The sequence below is a fragment of the Aliidiomarina iranensis genome (assembly GCF_003987135.1).
In the GTDB taxonomy this organism is placed as follows: domain Bacteria; phylum Pseudomonadota; class Gammaproteobacteria; order Enterobacterales; family Alteromonadaceae; genus Aliidiomarina; species Aliidiomarina iranensis.
In genome coordinates this window covers 49,989-69,055 of sequence record NZ_PIPJ01000002.1, presented here as the reverse complement: position 1 = coordinate 69,055, position 19,067 = coordinate 49,989, and the positions used below count along the sequence as shown (strand labels likewise).

Below are 19,067 nucleotides of genomic sequence, written 5' to 3'. Positions count from 1 at the left end.
GTTCGAAAATAAAGTGAGTGGGTAGCGAGTTCAACGCTTATATTGCGTGGGGCAATAGCCGCGCGAAACATCCGGCGAACGCAGTGATTTATGTTTAGTTTTACGGCCGCTAACACGTTCACGCCAAAGGCGAAAAGAGGAGGGTTTTAAGTTACTGCGCATCAATTTGATCACGTCTTTTTCGGCGTAGCCAAAGGTTGCTTCAATGGCTTCGAAAGGTGTTCTATCTTCCCAAGCCATTTCTATAATCCGAGATTTTTCATGTTCTTGCATAACCGATATTCCGTAATAAGGATGAGCAACTCAGATTACGTAAACACGGCGATGAAGGTTCATTACTCAGCAAGTACTACTTTATTTCTGCCTTCTTTTTTCGCGGCGTACATTGCTTTATCCGCCCGAGAAATTAAATCCTCGAGCTTTTCTCCTTTACGGAAGCTGGCGATACCAAAAGACATGGTTACAGTTCCAACATCAGAGAACGATATCTTAGCAATTTTCTCTCTCAAGCTATCAATCTGCTTTTCTACATCAGTGCTCGTGCACTTGTGTAGCAGAATTAGGAATTCCTCTCCGCCCCAGCGCACGGCGACATCGCTTGAGCGAATACCCTGAAGAATTACTTTCGAAATCTCACGCAGAATCTCATCGCCTCGTTGGTGGCCATAGTCATCATTGATAGGCTTAAAATGATCGATATCCGCCATAATTACGCAAAAAGGTTCGCCAGTATCGAGGGCTATCTCATAAGCGGCTTCAAGTTTAGCTTGCCCTGCTCTGCGATTTGCTAATGAGGTCAATGGATCGGTTGATGCCTGTTCCTCCAGCTCAGTTTCCCGCAACATCTGTTTGGTAACGTTCTTCATCACGGCTACATAATGAGTTACTTCACCAGTATCACTATGCAAAGGCGATATCTTCTCATCACAATATACGGGTAGTCCGTTTTTATGGAGGTTTATCGAGCGCGCTTCGTGAACATGGTCTCTTTCTAAGTTAATTAGCAGGTTAGCGTAATATTCCTCATTTCCTTGGCGAGTTTTAATAAACCGAGCATCCTGCCCTTTGGCCTCCTCCGAGGAATAGCCCACAAGCTGTTCAAACCCTTGATTAGCAAATTCAATACGGCCATTCAAATCAACAATAATAATCGCTACCTGAGCTGCATCGAGCGCCTCAGCGAGAAGTGCAACAGATTTATTCGATTGCTTTAAATCGCTGATATCTTGCTGAATCGAGATAAAGTGGCTAATTTGGTTTGATTCATTTCGCACCGGTGATATTCGCCATTCAACATCATACGAAGTACCGTCTTTACGATAGTTAACCGATACACCAGTGAAGTGCTCGCCAGCAGCTAAGGCTTTCCGTAGCTCGGCAATCACGTTCCAATCCGTTTTCGGGCCCTGTAGAATTCGTGGCGTCTTTCCCATCAGTTCGGTTTGGCTGTAACCTGTCATTTTCGCAAAGGCAGAATTGGCGAATAAAATTTTCTGGCCATCAGGCCCCAGTTTAGCATCGGTGATCAACACACCATTGAACGACTGCTCAACAGCGGTGTTCACTAAACGGCTCAGATTACGTTTTTCAGCTTCACTCGAATTTTCATTTAACAAGAAAATATCGCTCATCCGTTTTGGTGGCCTTTAAAAAATATATAAATCAAATATTTTGCCAGTTTAGAATACTTTTTCGCACTTTACACTGAAGTTTCATGAAATAAAGCCGATAACATTACTCACGCCTCTAAAACCTTATCGCGAGAGTTCAACGCGATTTAGCTACACCAGCGAGGCCTAATACGTGTATATAATGCGTTACTAATATAAAAAAGCTCAAGCCTGTTACATCCACATCAATTCAGGTATTCTCTGAACAAATGATATTAAAACGCTCTGCTAGGTGAAACGAATGCAAACTATTTTTCCAGAAGACATGTCGCCCGTTATTGGCTGCACCAAGTGTGCCGTAGATCTGCCCTTTAATTTTACATTTGCATTTCAGCCTATCGTGAACGTTGGCTCCAAATCCCTTTTCGGTTATGAAGCACTAGTGCGCGGTTGCGATGGAAGCTCAGCTTGGTCGATACTTAGCCAAGTAACCGATGATAACCGCTATATGTTCGATCAAGCGTGCCGAGTTACCGCCATTCGATTAGCCAGTAAACTTAAACTCGATTCAGTGTTAAGCATAAACTTTCTGCCAAATGCGGTTTATGAGCCTGCTCATTGTATTCGGAGCACACTGCAAGCAGCGAAAGAGAGTAATTTCCCGATCGAAAATTTAATGTTTGAAATTACCGAATCGGAACAAGTTCATAACCCTGATCACCTCACGAAGATTTTTAAACACTATGCTGAGCAAGGTTTCGTTACCGCAATTGATGATTTCGGCGCTGGCCACGCTGGCTTGAATCTTTTATCGAGTTTTCAGCCACGCATCATGAAATTCGATATGGAGCTTGTTCGTGATGTCCACGAAATTACAGTTAAACAAATCATTGCTGATTCCCTCATCACCATGTGCATGCGATTAGGCATCACGCCGCTTGCCGAAGGGATAGAAAAAATAGAAGAACTTAACTACTTTAAATCACGCGGTGTTGAATTAATGCAAGGCTACTATTTCGCAAAGCCTGGCTTTGAATGTTTACCGGAAATTGATTACGAATCGTTTTAAAGGCAACGCTAAGTAACAACGGCGAGTTAAATGAACGCTCGCCGTTGCTGTAACCGCAAATACCAATTAATCATTTAAACCACTCGCGTGATATCCTTTGCTGCTTCGGCCAACATAAGCCTATCGTGTTTCGAGACATCACTCTCATTAATTACTTCAACTACCGCCGCAAGCTGCAATCGAATACTTTCTAATCGCGAATGTTCATGGGTTGTGCTCGCGATCACTTGCAGAGCGGTTAACAAACGCTTTAGTACCCACACATTGCCACGTGCATTTTGTCGTATCTGATCAAATGCTGAGTAAAGCAAATCTTCATAGCTTGGGCCTTTGAGTAACAGGCGCAGCTCATTGCTTTCACCAGTAAAAGCACATTTAACTTGATACTTATTCAATACTGCAAAGATCGCCACCAGTTGATCAATGCACATGATCCCAGTGGTCGAATCATTAATTCCTGGCGAAAGTGCCCGCAATGCAACATCTACTAACTGCCGAATGCCGAAGGTAATATCCTGTTCAACCGTGCGTTGCCGCCCAATAGCCACCATATTTGCCAAGGTTTTTTGTTCTTCAGCGGTTGGTAGAAATCCATACACAGATAAAACTTCAACATCAGCAACAGCAAATTCACCTACTCTTTCCTGCACTCTGATAATACCGCCTTTTTTCTCAGCAAAAGCAACTAAATTAGAAGTATCTAGGCTTTGAATATAACCGGATTTGTCCGCAACAATCGGGTGCCAGAAGCGCTCAGTTCCCTGCAATGTGGCTTCAATGTCGGCGTTAGAATAAGGTTGTTCTTCTTTTGCTTCATCTGAACTCTGGCTTATCTTAGGATACAGATTCTCAATAGCACAAATGGTTTCCACTGCTACCTCAGCCAAAATGTGGTTCGCTTGAATAGAGCGTGCGATATGGTGAATAAAGAAAATGAACACACCAATACCCACAAAGCCAAGCAACAGCCCCATCAACACCGCTAAAGAAGGAACAAAGGCATCTTCGCCCCCGATTGTTTTTAAAACAATCAAACAATAAGAGAAAATCCCTAAAAACGCCCCAAGTGAAATCTGAGTGCCTTTATCGCTCATAAAGTTGCGCAGAATACGTGATGAATATTGGCTAGAAGCTAAGCTTAAAGCCACTAGTGTGCTCGAGAAAACCACGCCAGTAACCGTGATTGTGGTTGTCGCGATAGTAGAGAGCAAGCTCCGAGAACCATCAATGCTTGAGCCAAATGCCCGTGGCCAGTTCTCAAAGAACTGAGCTGCAGTTAGCTCTTCAAGTTCAATCAAGGAAAAAGCAAGCACTACTGAGGTAAGCACTATTATGCTGGGTAAAAACCAGAAGCTCGCTCGTACATCCAACCACACATGATACATTCTGTTCAGCATTATCGTTCCCTCAATGATTGTTTAACCCGAATCACATGTTATTTTCATTCACCAACATAAAGGAAAATACCCAGTTTGGCGAATTGCCGCCGCTCAAATTCTAAATCCTCCATGAGCACTTTGTCGGCGAGAGCAATATCGGTTAAGGAAATACGCAAAGTGGCGCCATTTACAGCAATACGGGTGATTGGCGATAAATGTTGCCGATCATTGTTAAATACAACCGCTAAACGCAGTAGCACGAGCAATGCTAAAACTTTAGAGGTCTCAAACAGGGTAAAAGGTGGAAATGCGCTCGCATCAATTTTCTTGCGAAAGTAACGGGCTAATAGCGCAGTAGCCTGCTGCTCCTCGCGGTTGAAGCCGGGCATATCCGTATGCTGCAAAATATAGCCTGCGTGTTTATGTCGGCTACTGAAGTTAATGTGAAATCCTATTTCATGAAGTAAGGCCGCCCAACTCAATAAGCGGCGAAATACCTTTCCTTTCAACTGCCATTCTTGTTTCACCGCAGCCAAAAGCTCAAGTGCGGTTGCTTGCACCCTAGCCGCTTGCTCTGTATCTACGCCATAGCGAAGCGCCAAACTATCAATAGTGCGCTGCTGAACATCTTTGTGTTCCAACACTTGCTCAGCTAATTGATACAACACCCCCTCTCGCAACGCGGCATCATGAGCATGAATTTGCCGTATACCTAATTCTTCCATAACGGCAATCAAAACGGCGATACCACCGGGAATAATGGCCAATCTATCCATTTCTAAGCCAACGAATTCCGGGGTGTTGAGATCAATTTCGGCAATATTTTTTGCCGCAATCAACGATTCAATCAAGATATGTAATTGCGGCAATTCAATCATGTCGGCAGCATTACCAAACCGAGCAGCACACCAAGTACTCAGCGCTTTAATAGTGCCCGAGGTGCCATACACTTTCTCTAGTGCGAAAGGGCGGAAATCCGCTTGCATAGCCTCAAGTTCTCGCCGGGCTGAAATAATAGCTTTATCGAAGCGCTTACGGCTCAGCTTACCGGCCGAAAAAAAATGTTCCGTATAGGAAATACAGCCCATACTCACAGAAGCCACCATTTTCGGATAAACCTTATGGCCCGCAGCAAGCTCGGTACTGCCCCCACCGATATCGATAATAAACCGGCTATTATCCATTGCTGTAGTTTGCGCCACACCATGGTAAATCAAGCGAGCTTCTTCGTGCCCCGAGATAATTTCGATAGGGAACGGGAAAATAGCCTTAGCGCGATTCAACAAAATATCACTATTCTGGGCAATACGTAGCGTATGCGTTGCTACAACACGAACTTGTTCTGGGCTAAACCCTTGCAAGCGCTGAGCGCAACCTTGTAGAGCTAAAACCGCTTTCTCTATGGCCTCTTCGGTGAGAATCCCGGGAGCTTTTAGGCCCGCGGCGAGCTGAACTTTTTCTTTGAAACGCAACACCGGAAGCATAGTGCCCTTATCGAGCCGCGCCGTTAACAAGTGAAAAGAGTTTGAGCCTAAATCCAAAGTAGCAAATTGCGGGGGCTCTTCGGTTGCCGCCGTGAATGTTGGATCTGAGGGTTTAACCATAAAGATGGGCCTATTCTGGAGAATTGCTGCTACGAGCGTGTGCCAGCAAATAATTCAAAATCTCCACTTGGCTGCGCACTTTTTTCTTGTTGCCACGGTTTACGTACTCGTTGCGTTGGTCTGCATCAATCAATCGAGCCTTGCAGTTATCTTTCCACTGTAGCTGCATAATGTCCATTACTTGTTGTTTACATTCCGGATCCTCGAGCGGGCACGCAACTTCCACGCGATGATCAATATTTCGAGTCATTAGATCCGCAGACGACATAAACACCTTGTTCGCCCCATCCTGATAAAACCAATATACGCGCGGATGTTCCAAAAATCGATCAACGATACTACGCACTTCAATATTTTCACTTAGGCCCGGTACGCCAGCTCTTAAAGAGCACATACCACGAACAATACAGCGAATCTTAACGCCCATCCGGCTAGCCCGGTATAGCTGAACAATAATGGCTTCATCCACCAAATTATTCACTTTCACCAATAACTCGGCTCGCTTGCCTTGCTGCGCATTTGCAATTTCGACCTCCAACAGAGCTACGAAGCGTTCTCGCAAATTCACTGGGGAAACCATTAACTTATTAAGGTTTGGCCGTAAGTAAGGCGTATCTAAGTAGGTAAAAACGTTCTCAACGTCACTACAAATTTCGGGGCTCGCGGTCATTAACGCAAAATCCGTATACACCTTCGCCGTTTTCTCATTGAAGTTGCCAGTGCCAATATAGGCATAACGGCGAACGCCCGATGCCTCCTCGCGATGAATCAAAAATAATTTTGCATGCACCTTCAAACCCGAAATGCCAAACACTACATGCACGCCTGCATCGGTGAGTTCTTTGGCAAGTTCAATATTCGCTTCCTCATCAAACCGAGCTTGTAGTTCAATCGTAACCTTAACGTGTTTATTGTTGTGAACCGCTTCCATCAGCGAACGCATAATTCGCGAGTTCGGGGCCACGCGATAAACGCAAATTTGTATCTTGCGCACAGCAGGATCATAGGCTGCTTGCCGCAAAATCTCCGTTACATGCGCAAATTTATGGTACGGGAAATAGAGTAATACATCACGTTTCGCAATCACTTCAAACACATTACTATCGCGCAAAAATCGCGGGTGCTCGATCGCAGGCATGGGCGGATACGCTAGGCTTTTGCGGCCAAAATTTGGGAACTTTTGGTAATCACGGGTATTGCGGTAACTCCCACCAGCCACTCGAGAATCATACTCGTTCATGTGGAGTTTCTTGCACAGGAACTTCAACATCGCTTCTGGCATCGCCCTATCGTAAACTAAGCGCACAGGATCAGCCTGTTCGCGTTGTTTAATGCCCTCTTCCATTCGCTCCAACAAACCCTGGTCAATGTCGTGTGGAAGCCGATAATCGGCATCTCGAGTAAGTTTAAAGGAATACGAACGAATATCGGCGCAATCAAACATTAAATGCAAAACTTGCCCGAGGCACATAGCAATAATATTATCGAGAAGAATCACATCTTTGCGCCGCTTACTTTTTTGATGGGGTAAACGCACAAAGCGGGGAACTTCTTCCGTGGGCACTTCAACAGCCGCATAAAGTAGCTCATTCGCCATCTGCAGTTCCACACCGAAATAAATACGATCTTCTTTTAAATGTTTTAACAGGTTCGATTTTGGGGAAATGATAAGCGGCACAATGTATCGCTTAATCTTGTCGTGGAAGTAAGAAACAACCCAATCACGCTGAGCGTCAGTAAGTTGCTGTTCGTTGATGATAAAAATATTTTTCCGCGCTAAGGCGATAACAACTTCATTCTGAATTTCATCAAACTTTAGCTGCAAGGCAATAACTTTATCTTGAATTTGCCTCAGTAAGCGCTGTGCGGCTTCTTTTTCTTCATTATCTTTGGCAAAGAAGATCTTGCGCCGCACATCAGCCACACGAACCTGAAAAAATTCATCCATGTTGCTAGAAAAGATACCTAAAAAGCGCACACGCTCAATCACAGGCACTGATTTGTCGGCTGCTTCCTGCAATACGCGCTCATTAAACGCCAACCAACTCAATTCTTTCGCAAAAAACTTCAACGGATAACCCTCTAGCCTAACAATCCGGAACACCTATGAGATCTTCGGGCACTTCTTATAAATATATTGCTAAACTATAGCCATTTCATGACAAAAACATGACAGCCAGAAACAAAGAAACCGAGACGAATCTCGGTTTGAATTTGTTTAGTACTGTAGTTTACTCGTTAATAGCTAAGCCATTGTAGTACTCGATGTACAAGGGATCGTATGGGCCCGGTGGTAAGCCTCGTTGACCATTCCGAAAAGCTTCCGCATTTGCTGTACGCGTAAGTGGCAGGTAATTAGGCGCAGCACGTTCGATAGCTGCCGTAATCGCCATAGCAAATAAATCGACTAACGGATTTCCTGAGCTGTTTTGATTGTTTGGGTTATACGCCAATGATTTGCGCGCATGCCAAAGTTCGGTGCCATCATGATTTACCAACCGATATTCGAAATCAACGGTAGTAGTTGTTGAGAGAATGATATACTTTGCATCCCACTCGTGAATGGTTACGTACAGGATTGTATCGGCGCCAAACATGCTTGCCAAAGCCTCAGGCGGTGCATTATGCACTTCTGCTGCCTCATAATAGCCTTCGTTCTCAAGCAATGTTTTAACCGTATTCACTGGAAAAGCGTAATAGCCACGCTCCGCTAAAACCATTGGTAAGGTTGCTAATACAGATGTTGGAGCCTGAACATCGATGGTTTCATTCTTTACTGGAACAATTAACACCGAACGCGGTTTGTGCTCATGTACCGGTTGTAAAAACTCGGTATCAGGCCCGGTAGATACGCAACCAGCGAGAACAACAACCAAAAGAGCCGCTAAAATTCCTTTTCCATAACTCACTGTGCACGCTCCTGCAGATTTTTAATTAACGTATTCATTAATAGTTCACTCTCTGGCCAGTTATCGCGTTCCAGTTCATAGAATTTTATCGCACTCTCCGAATCGCCACGTTCAAGCATAAAGGTGCCTGCTTCGGCATAGAGCCCCGGGCCTAAACGTTTACCTTGGGTATCATACGCAGTGATATAATTAAGATATCCATCGAGCATTTGTTCTTTTACAGCGGGCTCATGATAGTTAACGAATAAAGTTTCCTCATAATTCGCCCAATTATAAAGCCCTTGGTTACTGGCACATGCCACTAAAGTGAGTGAGCTTAAAGCCAGTAAAATTAATCGTAGTTGGCTCATTAGCGTATCTCCACGGTATAACTTTGCTTCTCACCAAAGTACTGTTGTTGCGAATAAATCACACTGCCATTTGCACGCACTTCAACAAGGTGCTCACCAATTAACACACCCACTGAATTATTGGGATAAAGAAATTGAGATACCGCTCCAAAGTTTTGGCCATCGATATAAAGATAGGCGGTTTCCGGCGTTATTGAGCGATGCTTCCAAGCAATACTCACTTGCGGCCTATCATCAATCGCTTGCGTTGTTTGATTCGGCTGATATACACAACCATTGGCGGCCACGCACAACACGCTTACTAGCGCTAAATGTTTGAACTTAATCATTTTGCTAACTCCACAATTTCCAAGGTTGCCATGTCATAGCCATCAATTGAACCTTCTGTTAACGTTCCGAACGAACCTTGATCAAGCTCGGTGCGGCCGAAAGTACCAGCAATTTCAAGCTTGGCTACTTCTGATCCTGGCAACGTTATCATGGCGCCGGTTGTGCCTGAGTTAACACGTCTACCCTTTGTTTTTACAGCGAAGGTTTGCCCAATTTTGATTCCTTGTGCTTCACCGCCGCTAATATAAATATTTCCTTCCTCTACTGCCAAAATATCGGCAGACCAAGGATTCTCTAACAATAAACTCGACATTTTTGCTACAGCAGCATTCACTGCGGCACCAATGGCTTGGTCATTCAGGCTGCCATCGTAACCAGATACCGAGCCGAACCCCATGGTTCGAGATTGTTCATTAGAAGAGCTGCCAGTTCCGGTAACCGACGCGATTACCTGTCCGGTTGCAACGTCTACTAACCGAATATCAACGGTTGCAGTTGCTTCTTGTTTTGCACTGCTCGATAAGAAACCACGTTCACCCGTTGTGGAACGGCCAAATTCAGTGAGTGAGCCGATCACTAGGGTATCAACACCAACCATCTCTGAAACACGGTCATTCAAAGCAACCTCATTTTCTAAGAGAGAAATATCTTGACGCTCAAAGATTAAAAAATTATTCGTGTTCACGATCGCTTGATTGAACATATCAGCAATCTTATTATCGAAAAGCCCCTCATCGGCGCCCCTCAATAGTGAGCGGCCGTAATTGGTTTCGTTCGATAACCGACCCACTGCTATTTTTCGCTTTAATTGCACCGATTCTGGGGCTTGCTGAAGAATTTGCTGCTGAGCTTCCAACTGCTGTTGGTCACTAATTTGTGAGTTTGATGGTGATGGAGCTGGGGCTTGAGATGCGCAGCCGGAACAAATCGCGGCTGCTATTGCTAGCGCGAGGAATTTAGTTTTCATACTAACTCCGTTTAGTTTAATTGTTATTTTTTGTGAGTTAGGAATACTAGCAGAGCACGCCGTAAATACTACTAATTTGTTAAAATATTTAACAAATTTACTTTCATTAACCTATCACCACATTAAATCATCTGGAATCTTGTAATCCGCATAAGGGTCGTCATCTACATCAGTTTTATCGCTCGGGGCATCTTGGCTATTCATAAGAACAATCACATCGGGCATGCGCTGTTGAATTTTTTCTGCTATTTGCGTTGGAATCAATGCGTAACCGGTATCGTCACGGACAATAGCCAATTTGCCTTTACTCAACTCATTATGTATTTTTTGATTTACATATAAACGCTTCACCAGATTATCATCAGCAAAATTGAATGCTACTTCACCTTGGTGGCTAATACGGTTAACCGTTATTAATTGGCGCACTTGCGCTGCCACTGCGCGTTCTTGCAGTTGCGCCTGCCGCTGACGATTCAATTCTTTATCGCGAGCTACTTTTTCTAATCGCTGTTGCTCGGCTAAAACCGTTGCTTCATTAACAATAACTTGCTTTTTACCCGCTTGCTTCCGCTGTTTATGCCGCTCTTTCTTTAAGGTTTTTAGCTTCTTTTCGTCTGCCAAACCGGCTTTTAACAACTGTTCTTGCAATGCATTTTTCATAAATCTGTGCCAAATATTAGATTGATCGAAACACTAAGCAGAAAGCAATCTACTCAGTAGAATTATCTAGTTCAAAAACGTCGCCCGCCGCTACAGATTAATACACAGGGGCCTGCGAAAATATATGAAGTAGGATACTAGGAGATTTACGGAAGTAAAGAATTGGTGCGTCCTAGTGGACTCGAACCACCGACCCCCACCATGTCAAGGTGGTGCTCTAACCAACTGAGCTAAGGACGCACATTTTGAAGCCCGGATTGTAGGCGGTGTGCATGATAGAGCTCTGCCTCAAAAGCTGCAAGTATTTTTAATTTTTTCGTGCTTTTATCAAAGGATTTGCCTATATATTAAACAACTTAATAACAGAGTAACCAGAATGAAAAACTCAACTATTACGGCCCTAGCCGTTATTTCAGTGTTAGCTATTACTTTATCGGGTTGCGTTGATACTCGGCCGATGTATCAAAGGGCCGCATTACAAAGTTTAGCTGATGCAGCTAATTCCTCCATTCCCGGTGGAAAAGAACAACCTACACTAACTACCGAAGAAACCGCCCACTATCAGAATGTGGTTGCGCATTACAAATCTTGGGCAAACAATTCGCAAACTTTCAACACAGGTAATGCCCAGCCCTGTGAAGTTAACCAAAACAGCGCTTACATCATATCGCAAAATGCACCCATGAATGTGAGCAAGAGCATCATACGAATGGGGGCTAGAAGTTTAAATCAAAGAACGACGATGTCACCAATTCAGGTCCACCTTCTTGCTGGTGAGTGTAATAATGGTGAGATCTCTGGCCCGTTTGAAGCCATTGTTTCCTATTCAACGAATACAATGTTGGCAAGTAACACGCAGCAAAATACAACTTACACAGCACGCATCAAGGGTGAACTCGTTAATAATACCCAACGCGGCCAATGGCAATCTATATCAAGTGTTCGCAGCCAATCAGAGTATTTTGGTAGCGATCAAACCAGCTGGTCTGCGCAAAGCTATGAGTTTAACAATGGCCAAATTAGTGGGACCCAAATGACTTACGCTGAGTTTCCACAATTCAACAGTTTAACTATCACGGATAGCCCCTATGATAATGAAATGCGGCGGGTACGAACCTTCACTGGGCGCAATATGAGTAACATGTATACCACCTTCCAGAATGCTATTTACGGCTGGTTCTACACCTATAACAACAATCAGCTATTGGGAACCTCTTGTATGTGGAATAACCAAACTGTTGCCAATACCGCTTGTCAGCGTTTTTCCGCTGCAGCACCACTTTCCGAGTTTGTAGGAATAGGCATTATGCTTCCCAATGAGATACGTGGTCGCTTTCAAGTTCACGGATTATTTCACCCAAGTGGCGCATCGAGGGCCGGAATAACAGTAGGCGATACCATTCTTGCTATTAACGGTGTTGCGTTAACAGATGCTCACGATTCCACCTATGTACAAGATAATCTTCGTGGCGCTGAGGGCTCTAAAGTTTCTATCACTGTACTTTCTGAAAATGCTCTACAAAGTCGTGAAATAGCCTTAACACGATCTCGAATTCGCAATCCCGCGCTCAGTAACTAAATGAAAACTATTGTTCTTGATTTTCACCTTGAATGCGCTGCCTCACAGCGCATTCAAGAATTTCACCAGCGCTTGCTCCTCCTCTTTCGTCAACGAAAAGGGCTGCAATAGTTCTGATGTTTCCGGAAATAAGGGATCATTTACCTGCTCACCTCGCGGTTTTGGCCGAGCGCCACCGTGGCTATACATGCGCACAATGCCGAGCAAGTCATTGAAAAGGCCATTGTGCATTAAGTGTTCGCGCTCCCCAACATAACGCAACGAAGGCGTTCTAAATGCCCCTACGTGAGCTGGATTACCACTGATTTGATAATGGCCGAGATCCTCAAAGCTCCGGCCGTAATAGGCCAAACCAATGTTGTGCATGCGCTGATCTGAAAATAGATCGCCAGCATGGCACTGTACACAACCCGCTTTTGTTCGAAACAAATGGAGGCCTAACCGCTCCTCAGCATTTAACTGTTCAGCAGCCGCTACTTTATCTCCTTCAGCTACTGCGTACATGAACTTATCGAACCGCGTGGGTGGATGTTCAACCGCGCGCATAAACTCCGCGATCGCTTCCGCAATAAGGTTCCATGTTGCCGGTTGCTGAAACACATGTTGAAACATTTCCGAATACCGATCACTTGCAGTTACATAACTCTCAACGTGAGCTATAGTGCTATCCATTTCCATAGGATCTTGCACCGGATGTGCCACTAAAGCTTCTAAATTCGCTACTCGGCCATCCCAAAATAAAATATCCCAATGCCCTGCTAGCCGAAGCATTTGTGATGTTCTGCGCCCTTCTCTGCCTTCTACTCCAGGCGAAATACGCACGGTATCGGCAAAGTGGGCTGAACTTTTGTGGCAACTTGCACAACTCACACTCCCATCCCGTGATAAACCCGGATCGTGGAATAACTGTTCCCCAAGTTGCACTATATCCGCATTAGTTTCGAGAGGTTCAGGCAGTGCAGCCACATCTGCATGAGCATTTTCATGAAGTGTAGGCCATTTGCTTTGGGGTTCGAGGTAGCGCTGTGTCAACTCGCTCTCGGCTGCTAAACTCGGGGCAACACCGAACCCGGCGCACCACGCTAGAACACTTAAACAAACCAACGCGGCTGAGGCGTAAAAACGCTTTACCATGCAATATTTACTCCCAGCCAAAACTCACGGCCAACCTCAATACCGGCCGTGCCTGGAGATACTAAGTAGGTGCGCTCGTTTAATAAATTGCTAACTTCGAAATTAATCGCTGCACTTAACTCATTAGCTAGTGTTAAGCGATACTCGAATCGACCATCAAATGCTAGGCGTTCGGGCCGCTCATATTCCCGAAATAAAGGATAAGTAAGCGCATTGATATCGCAATTTTCACAAATCAGCGCGCCATCGCGTTCAAACTCATACAACAGCCCGGTATCAATGATTGAATCAAATTTACCCATGTAGCTTGCAGTTAGAGTTGAAGAGAAATTTTCGAACCAACGAGCGTTCCATACTAGGTTTGCAGTAACTGGGCGGCTAAAATCCATTTGCCTACGAGTCAGATCATCAAAACTCAAAAGTTGCAGCTGATCATTCAGGGAGCGAACAACTACCAGCTCATCTTCTGGAACGCCCACTACGGTGCCATCGTATGATTCAGCTGAGGATTCATTTTCCGTGTAACTCACATTAAATGTTAGCGCATGCCTATCCCACGCTTGGTTATATGATAACGAAATACGATCATGCTGATTACTGCCCTCATTTGTTTGAAACAAATAGGTAAGCCCATCAATAACTTGCTGTGGCCCTCGCGTAATCTGATCATAGCCTCGGCGTTGCACATAGTTCAGCGAAACGATTGCGTTATGGCCTAGATATTGATTAATCCCCAAAGTTGCCTCATCGCTGTAAGGCGTTCGCACATCATCAAATCGATAACGAAAACGCGGCGCCGAGGAAGACGTTACCCACGGCCCAACCACTCCACCGCTAAGCGTTCTGTATTGGGTTATGTATGGGCGTTGTTCTTCCCGCAACTTATAGGTAATTAGGTTTGCAGCATAATAACGATTTAAGCCTGCCACAATAACGGTTGAATCATTCCCAAACACATCAAACCCAATCCGGCTGCGATAAGCCACATTTAAATTCTCGAGAAAATCATCGTGGTCGGCACGAAAACCCAACGTAAGTTTTAGGCGTGGCCAATCCAATGAATACTCACCGTAAACACTAGCTTTTTGCAAGCTGACCGCAATATCTTCTGCCAAATATAAACGGCGATAGCGGAAAAACTGGCCACGTGTAATCAAGTTATCCGCGTATGCTTGCACATGCTCCGGATTACTGAAATCAATACTGCCACCCAGCATCACCTCTAGCTCAGCTAGCGGTATCTGATATGTTTGTTCAACACAATCAATTGTTTGCCCGTTACACTGGATATTTGCATCACGCCATGCTGACGAATATGTAGCCGCTGTATTAGGCCGCTCTCGTTGCAAATCGAGCTGCGTTGCTGAAACGCCAACATCGACACTATGCAGTGCGCCTAACCACTCTCCTAAAAAGCGTTGGTAATCCGTGTTCATCGACCATGATGTTTGTGTTTTATCGAGATCACCGTATCCGCCCTCTACACTTAATGGGGGTTGTCCGCTATCGATACCCCATGATTTCCCTTGAGCTCGAATCCAGGGTAAAAACAAATTGGGGGCTGTGCGGCTATTTTCACTCTGCGACCAAGAAAATAATGCACTCCAATCACCATCCCAAAGCTCATTTTCTAATTTGAGGCTAAGTTTCGCTCCACCGCCTTCTAAATCAAATTCCGAGTCACGAACATTGGTAATGATGTGACGCCCAGTGTAGGGAGAATATCCCGCATTCAGCCGGATACGATCAAAAACAATATCATCGAGTTGATAAGTAATTGCGGTACTGATTGATTCACGCTTGGTTTGCACCGCATCTTGCAACGAAATATCGGTTATCGTTGAAGTTGTCCGTGCTACTGAAACAGTAACCGCTTGATTATCCGATATTTCTCTACTGGCGCTAAAGCTTAAGCTTTCCTTATCAAAATTTGGCTGTTCCGGCCAATCAACATCTAAAGCTTCAGCCTCGGCATCCTCATTGTATTCCCGCAAATCAAGTAGGTGATAACTACCCCAGTCACTGTGAGAACGCCGATAATTCAAGGTGAAACTCGGGCTTAATCGCGGTTCCCGCAGTTGCATGTCTACCACACCACCATTAAAAGCCCCATATCGTGCCGGAATATTACTATCGTAAAGCGTAACACTGCCAACCAACTCCTGATTTACAAAGGTAGCTTCTGGGTGCCCCTGCACATCATTAATCGCTGTGGGCGAACGGCCACTACTACCCGGATCAAGATACGAGTTATTGTTCACCCCATCCAACATAAAAGCGGTGTGCCAGGGTTGAGCTCCGGATATTGAGAGTAACTGGCTGCGTATTTCTGCTTGTTCACTAGCACTCAATGCCGATTCTGAGCCCTGTACACCGGGAAGAAATAACAGCATATCAGTTATATTTCCATTCCCTTTCAGTGCGTTATCAAGAAACTCGCGATTTAACGTGAAACTACCCTGAGCACTGGTTGTTTGCGGTAACCATCGGCGGCCGTAAACTTGAATGCGCTCAATATTAGTGCGATCACGAGCTTGCTCAACATTGCTTTCTGTATCTCTGTTTAAAGTTTGGCTTTGCTGTGATTCAGAGTTTGCCTGCGGCCCAGAATTTTGTTCATCAGCAGCAGTAGCCAATGCCCCGAAGGGCACCGGCAAAGCAATGATGAATGCAATTGGCCAGCAGATTTTAAAGCGCAGAGCCAAGCGGTTGTGGATCTTCTTCATCAATTACTCCATCGCCATCGGCGTCATCATCAAGTTGAATATCAGTTTCAGCAAGTTGCGCGGTAGATGCTGCAATCGCATAGAAATTTGCGCGGCCATCGCTATCGGAATCTACCGTAGCAATTGCACTTGCTGGAAAATCATCTTGGATCGCTTGAATGCTTGAAATTAAAGTAAGGTTTTGTAAGCGTTCTACGTCACCAATACTCAGAGATTGCAGTGTGTTCTCAGCGGTGCGATAAAGGCGAGCTAGAGCCAAAGCTTCCGTTAATTCTTCAACGAGCTCATCTTGCTCTGGTAGGGGCAAGCTTGTTACCGTTCCCGCTATCTCAGTTAGTAATCCCTGTACTGAAGATGTAATATTTTGCAGCCACTGAGAATAATTGAGTTCGTTGTATGCATGGCTGCGCAATTCCACGAAAAGAGAACGCGCCGGAGTATAAACAGTTGCTTCCTGCCAGCCGGTGATTTGTTCAATGGCCTCAAGCGTGCTGGAAATATCGTCAATCGCTGACGTTTGCACACTATTAAGTTCATCAAAACCCTGATTAAAGTAATTCTGACCACGCTCATAAAGACGAGCATTTACTGCGCTTCGCGCTAAATCCAACCAACGATTTGCAGCATCAAACTCGCTTTCAATTTCATCATTTAAAACAAATTCAGCTTGCTGAAATAAAACCTCTGCGCGTTGCGGTTGCTGAACAGCAAGATGCATTTTTATAATGTTCGTTGTATTTTCAAACGCGCCGGCGGTGGCCTCAGCCAAGAGGCTTTCACACTGAAGGGCGCCTTGTTGGGCGCGCTCTTGTTCACCAATGCCCAAAAGTCGATTTACCGCGCGGAAACAACCGCTGTTGCCGGTTAAGAATCGCGGCACGCTGCCATTTTGTTCGATGTATTCGTCCGATAGCATAAGCGTAAACGCTCGATCGTAGGCGTACAGAGCCTCATCGTATAAACCAAAGCGCCAAAGCAGAGATGCTAATTTTGGAAATTGTGGCGATACTTCAATAATTTCTGAAACCTGCGTACGCGGATTACCAGCATGGAATACGAGAAGCTCATCAATCACGTTTTCCACACTGTTGGTGCCCGTGCCATCATTCAGAATTCGCAGAAAGAACGACATACCCTCGATATCGTCGAGCGCTCGAGCAAAGGCAACGGCATTGCCATTCGCTTCAAGAAGCGCTAAGGGATAGTTGTCTGCTTCAGGGTACAGCACGGAAAACATTACTGCCGCGTCTCGAAGCGGTGCTGTGTATTGTTCTAATGTGGCCTCTGCATATGGCTGCGCAGGAAAGCTATTCGCCGGGTCGTAGTCCACATCGCCATAATAAGACAAGCTAAAGGCTAACTGAGTTTTGGCTTTCTCGAGTTCGCCAATGTAGAAATATTGCTCAGCCGCCCAAACACTATACAAAGGTGCTAAACGGAAATGCCGCGGCCGATTGCTTAAATCTTGAAAGCCCGCCTGAGCACCGGCGCGTGCCATGATGTCAATGTTTTGTAGGGCTTGAGTATACAAATTTGCATCATTGCTTTGTAGATATGTTTCCACAAGGGCTACCGCGTTGGTGCGGGCTGCTTGGGCAATAAAACCAATGGCGTTTTTGTATTCGCCACCACCAAGCGCATCGATATAAAGATTTATCTGATTAACAATATTGCTTGCCGTTTCTTCATCATTATTTTCCCGCGCCTCACGCAGTAAGCCTAAATAGAATTGGCCATCGGCATTTGTCATGTTTTCAATGCCGTTATCGATAACCATCCGGGCATGGGTTGTTAAGGCATTACTTCGAAATTCTGATGCTAGCTGCAATTCATCTCTGCTGGCATAAAGTTCCGCAATGTCCGCATAGCTGCTGGCTAGCGCAGATTGGCTATTAATATTATTCGCTAGAATACGTTCAACTTCCTGGTCCATGCTGGCAAGCACATAGCCCTGCGCGATTGCACCATAGGCTATCTCGGTATCAACATCGGATTGCAAAGCGGCTAAACGGCGTTCGCTCTGTAAAAGGTGGGAATGTTCTGAAAAGTAGTAGTAAGCCGCTTTTTCTTCATTCGAGCGATACGCTGGAAGCATCACTACATTCTCAACAACGTCGGCGTTTACACCATCGCTGATCGCTACGGTAAACTGGGCGTTCGGAAGAATCAGTTCATCAACGGTGTATGAGAAAGTACCATCGTCGGCAAGAGAAAAGTTGCCAGCTTCTGGAGCGCTTATTAAGGAGAATTCAATGGGGTCGTTGTCTTGATCATAAACAACCAGAGTTCCAAATATTTCTCTACTGGCAATCACCTCTATTTCAGTATTTTCTAGCACAGGTGATTGGTTAACCGGGTTTACGGTAAAACTAACCCGATAAATTACATTATCACCTTCAATGCTTGCGTTATCGCTGCCCCGGAAGGATGGCTCAGGCACATAGGTTACTTGGTTGCCTTGAATGTTAAGCGAGCCGTTTGTTGGCGATTGAATAATCGCTCCGAAATTTCCTAGTTCAAGGTTATCTTGCCACTGTTCACCTTGATCAAGCGAAGCGGAGATATTAACTTCATTTACACCTTCACTACCCCCTCCGCCACAGGCTACTAGCGATATGCAAAAAACCAAAACACTAAAAATACGTACCTTTTGCGAGAACATTCCAACCTCCAATTGATAATAGTTATCATTTGGATTGGGATCTTAATGAAAATCATTCTTGTTTGCAACAGGCGCTTTACATATTTTT

15 protein-coding genes and 1 tRNA gene are annotated in these 19,067 nt (G+C 44.9%); 2 read left to right on the top strand and 14 right to left on the bottom strand.

Going from position 1 to position 19,067, the window contains the following annotated elements; genetic code table 11:
- Nucleotides 1-30: 30 nt before the first annotated feature.
- Entirely contained in the window at nt 31-273 is a 243-nt protein-coding gene (locus CWE08_RS03455) for a TIGR03643 family protein (RefSeq protein WP_126765671.1), read from the bottom strand.
- Nucleotides 274-335: 62 nt separating this feature from the next.
- The gene (locus tag CWE08_RS03450) at nt 336-1,631 is read right to left on the bottom strand and encodes a sensor domain-containing diguanylate cyclase (protein WP_126765669.1); all 1,296 of its coding nucleotides are present in this window, start codon (nt 1,629-1,631) and stop codon (nt 336-338) included.
- Nucleotides 1,632-1,911: 280 nt separating this feature from the next.
- Between CWE08_RS03450 and CWE08_RS03445 the strand changes: the two genes are divergently transcribed.
- The gene (locus CWE08_RS03445) at nt 1,912-2,679 is read left to right on the top strand and encodes an EAL domain-containing protein (RefSeq protein WP_126765667.1); all 768 of its coding nucleotides are present in this window, start codon (nt 1,912-1,914) and stop codon (nt 2,677-2,679) included.
- A 74-nt stretch (nt 2,680-2,753) separates the two neighbouring features.
- Here the strand turns inward: CWE08_RS03445 and CWE08_RS03440 are convergent, their stop codons facing one another.
- The 9 genes from CWE08_RS03440 to CWE08_RS03400 all read right to left on the bottom strand — a co-directional run bounded on the left by CWE08_RS03440 (nt 2,754) and on the right by CWE08_RS03400 (nt 11,118).
- Nucleotides 2,754-4,076, bottom strand: a complete 1,323-nt coding sequence (locus CWE08_RS03440; RefSeq protein ID WP_126765665.1) for a DUF2254 domain-containing protein — start codon at nt 4,074-4,076, stop codon at nt 2,754-2,756.
- A gap of 44 nt (nt 4,077-4,120) precedes the next feature.
- Nucleotides 4,121-5,662: a Ppx/GppA phosphatase family protein gene (locus tag CWE08_RS03435; RefSeq protein WP_126765663.1), complete on the bottom strand. Its 1,542-nt coding sequence runs from the start codon at nt 5,660-5,662 to the stop codon at nt 4,121-4,123.
- A 10-nt stretch (nt 5,663-5,672) separates the two neighbouring features.
- Nucleotides 5,673-7,733 carry a polyphosphate kinase 1 gene (gene ppk1, locus CWE08_RS03430; protein ID WP_126765661.1) on the bottom strand — a complete coding sequence of 687 codons (2,061 nt, stop codon included), beginning with the start codon at nt 7,731-7,733 and terminating at the stop codon, nt 5,673-5,675.
- Between the two features lie 160 nt (nt 7,734-7,893).
- Entirely contained in the window at nt 7,894-8,571 is a 678-nt protein-coding gene (locus CWE08_RS03425) for a DUF799 domain-containing protein (RefSeq protein ID WP_241973819.1), read from the bottom strand.
- Nucleotides 8,568-8,921 (bottom strand): DUF4810 domain-containing protein, encoded by a 354-nt coding sequence (locus CWE08_RS03420; RefSeq protein WP_126765659.1) that lies wholly within the window; start codon nt 8,919-8,921, stop codon nt 8,568-8,570. The genes CWE08_RS03425 and CWE08_RS03420 overlap by 4 nt, the downstream gene beginning before the upstream one ends.
- A complete protein-coding gene (locus CWE08_RS03415; RefSeq protein ID WP_126765657.1) occupies nt 8,921-9,250 on the bottom strand; it encodes a hypothetical protein in 330 nt (109 codons plus the stop codon). Before CWE08_RS03415 ends, CWE08_RS03420 begins: the two co-directional genes overlap by 1 nt.
- Complete coding sequence (locus tag CWE08_RS03410) at nt 9,247-10,218, bottom strand: CsgG/HfaB family protein (RefSeq protein WP_126765656.1); 972 nt, start codon at nt 10,216-10,218, stop codon at nt 9,247-9,249. Before CWE08_RS03410 ends, CWE08_RS03415 begins: the two co-directional genes overlap by 4 nt.
- A gap of 114 nt (nt 10,219-10,332) precedes the next feature.
- Complete coding sequence (locus CWE08_RS03405; protein WP_126765654.1) at nt 10,333-10,878, bottom strand: DUF2058 domain-containing protein; 546 nt, start codon at nt 10,876-10,878, stop codon at nt 10,333-10,335.
- A 163-nt stretch (nt 10,879-11,041) separates the two neighbouring features.
- Nucleotides 11,042-11,118, bottom strand: a tRNA-Val gene (locus CWE08_RS03400).
- Between the two features lie 136 nt (nt 11,119-11,254).
- Here CWE08_RS03400 and CWE08_RS03395 point away from each other — a divergent pair.
- A complete protein-coding gene (locus tag CWE08_RS03395; protein WP_126765652.1) occupies nt 11,255-12,457 on the top strand; it encodes a S41 family peptidase in 1,203 nt (400 codons plus the stop codon).
- Nucleotides 12,458-12,499: 42 nt separating this feature from the next.
- Here CWE08_RS03395 and CWE08_RS03390 read toward each other — a convergent pair whose 3' ends face one another.
- The 3 genes from CWE08_RS03390 to CWE08_RS03380 are packed head-to-tail and all read right to left on the bottom strand — an operon-like array spanning nt 12,500 to nt 18,979.
- The gene (locus CWE08_RS03390) at nt 12,500-13,591 is read right to left on the bottom strand and encodes a cytochrome-c peroxidase (RefSeq protein ID WP_126765650.1); all 1,092 of its coding nucleotides are present in this window, start codon (nt 13,589-13,591) and stop codon (nt 12,500-12,502) included.
- Nucleotides 13,585-16,317 (bottom strand): TonB-dependent receptor, encoded by a 2,733-nt coding sequence (locus tag CWE08_RS03385; protein WP_126765648.1) that lies wholly within the window; start codon nt 16,315-16,317, stop codon nt 13,585-13,587. Before CWE08_RS03385 ends, CWE08_RS03390 begins: the two co-directional genes overlap by 7 nt.
- Nucleotides 16,280-18,979 (bottom strand): Ig-like domain-containing protein, encoded by a 2,700-nt coding sequence (locus CWE08_RS03380; RefSeq protein ID WP_126765646.1) that lies wholly within the window; start codon nt 18,977-18,979, stop codon nt 16,280-16,282. The genes CWE08_RS03385 and CWE08_RS03380 overlap by 38 nt, the downstream gene beginning before the upstream one ends.
- Nucleotides 18,980-19,067: the final 88 nt, after the last annotated feature.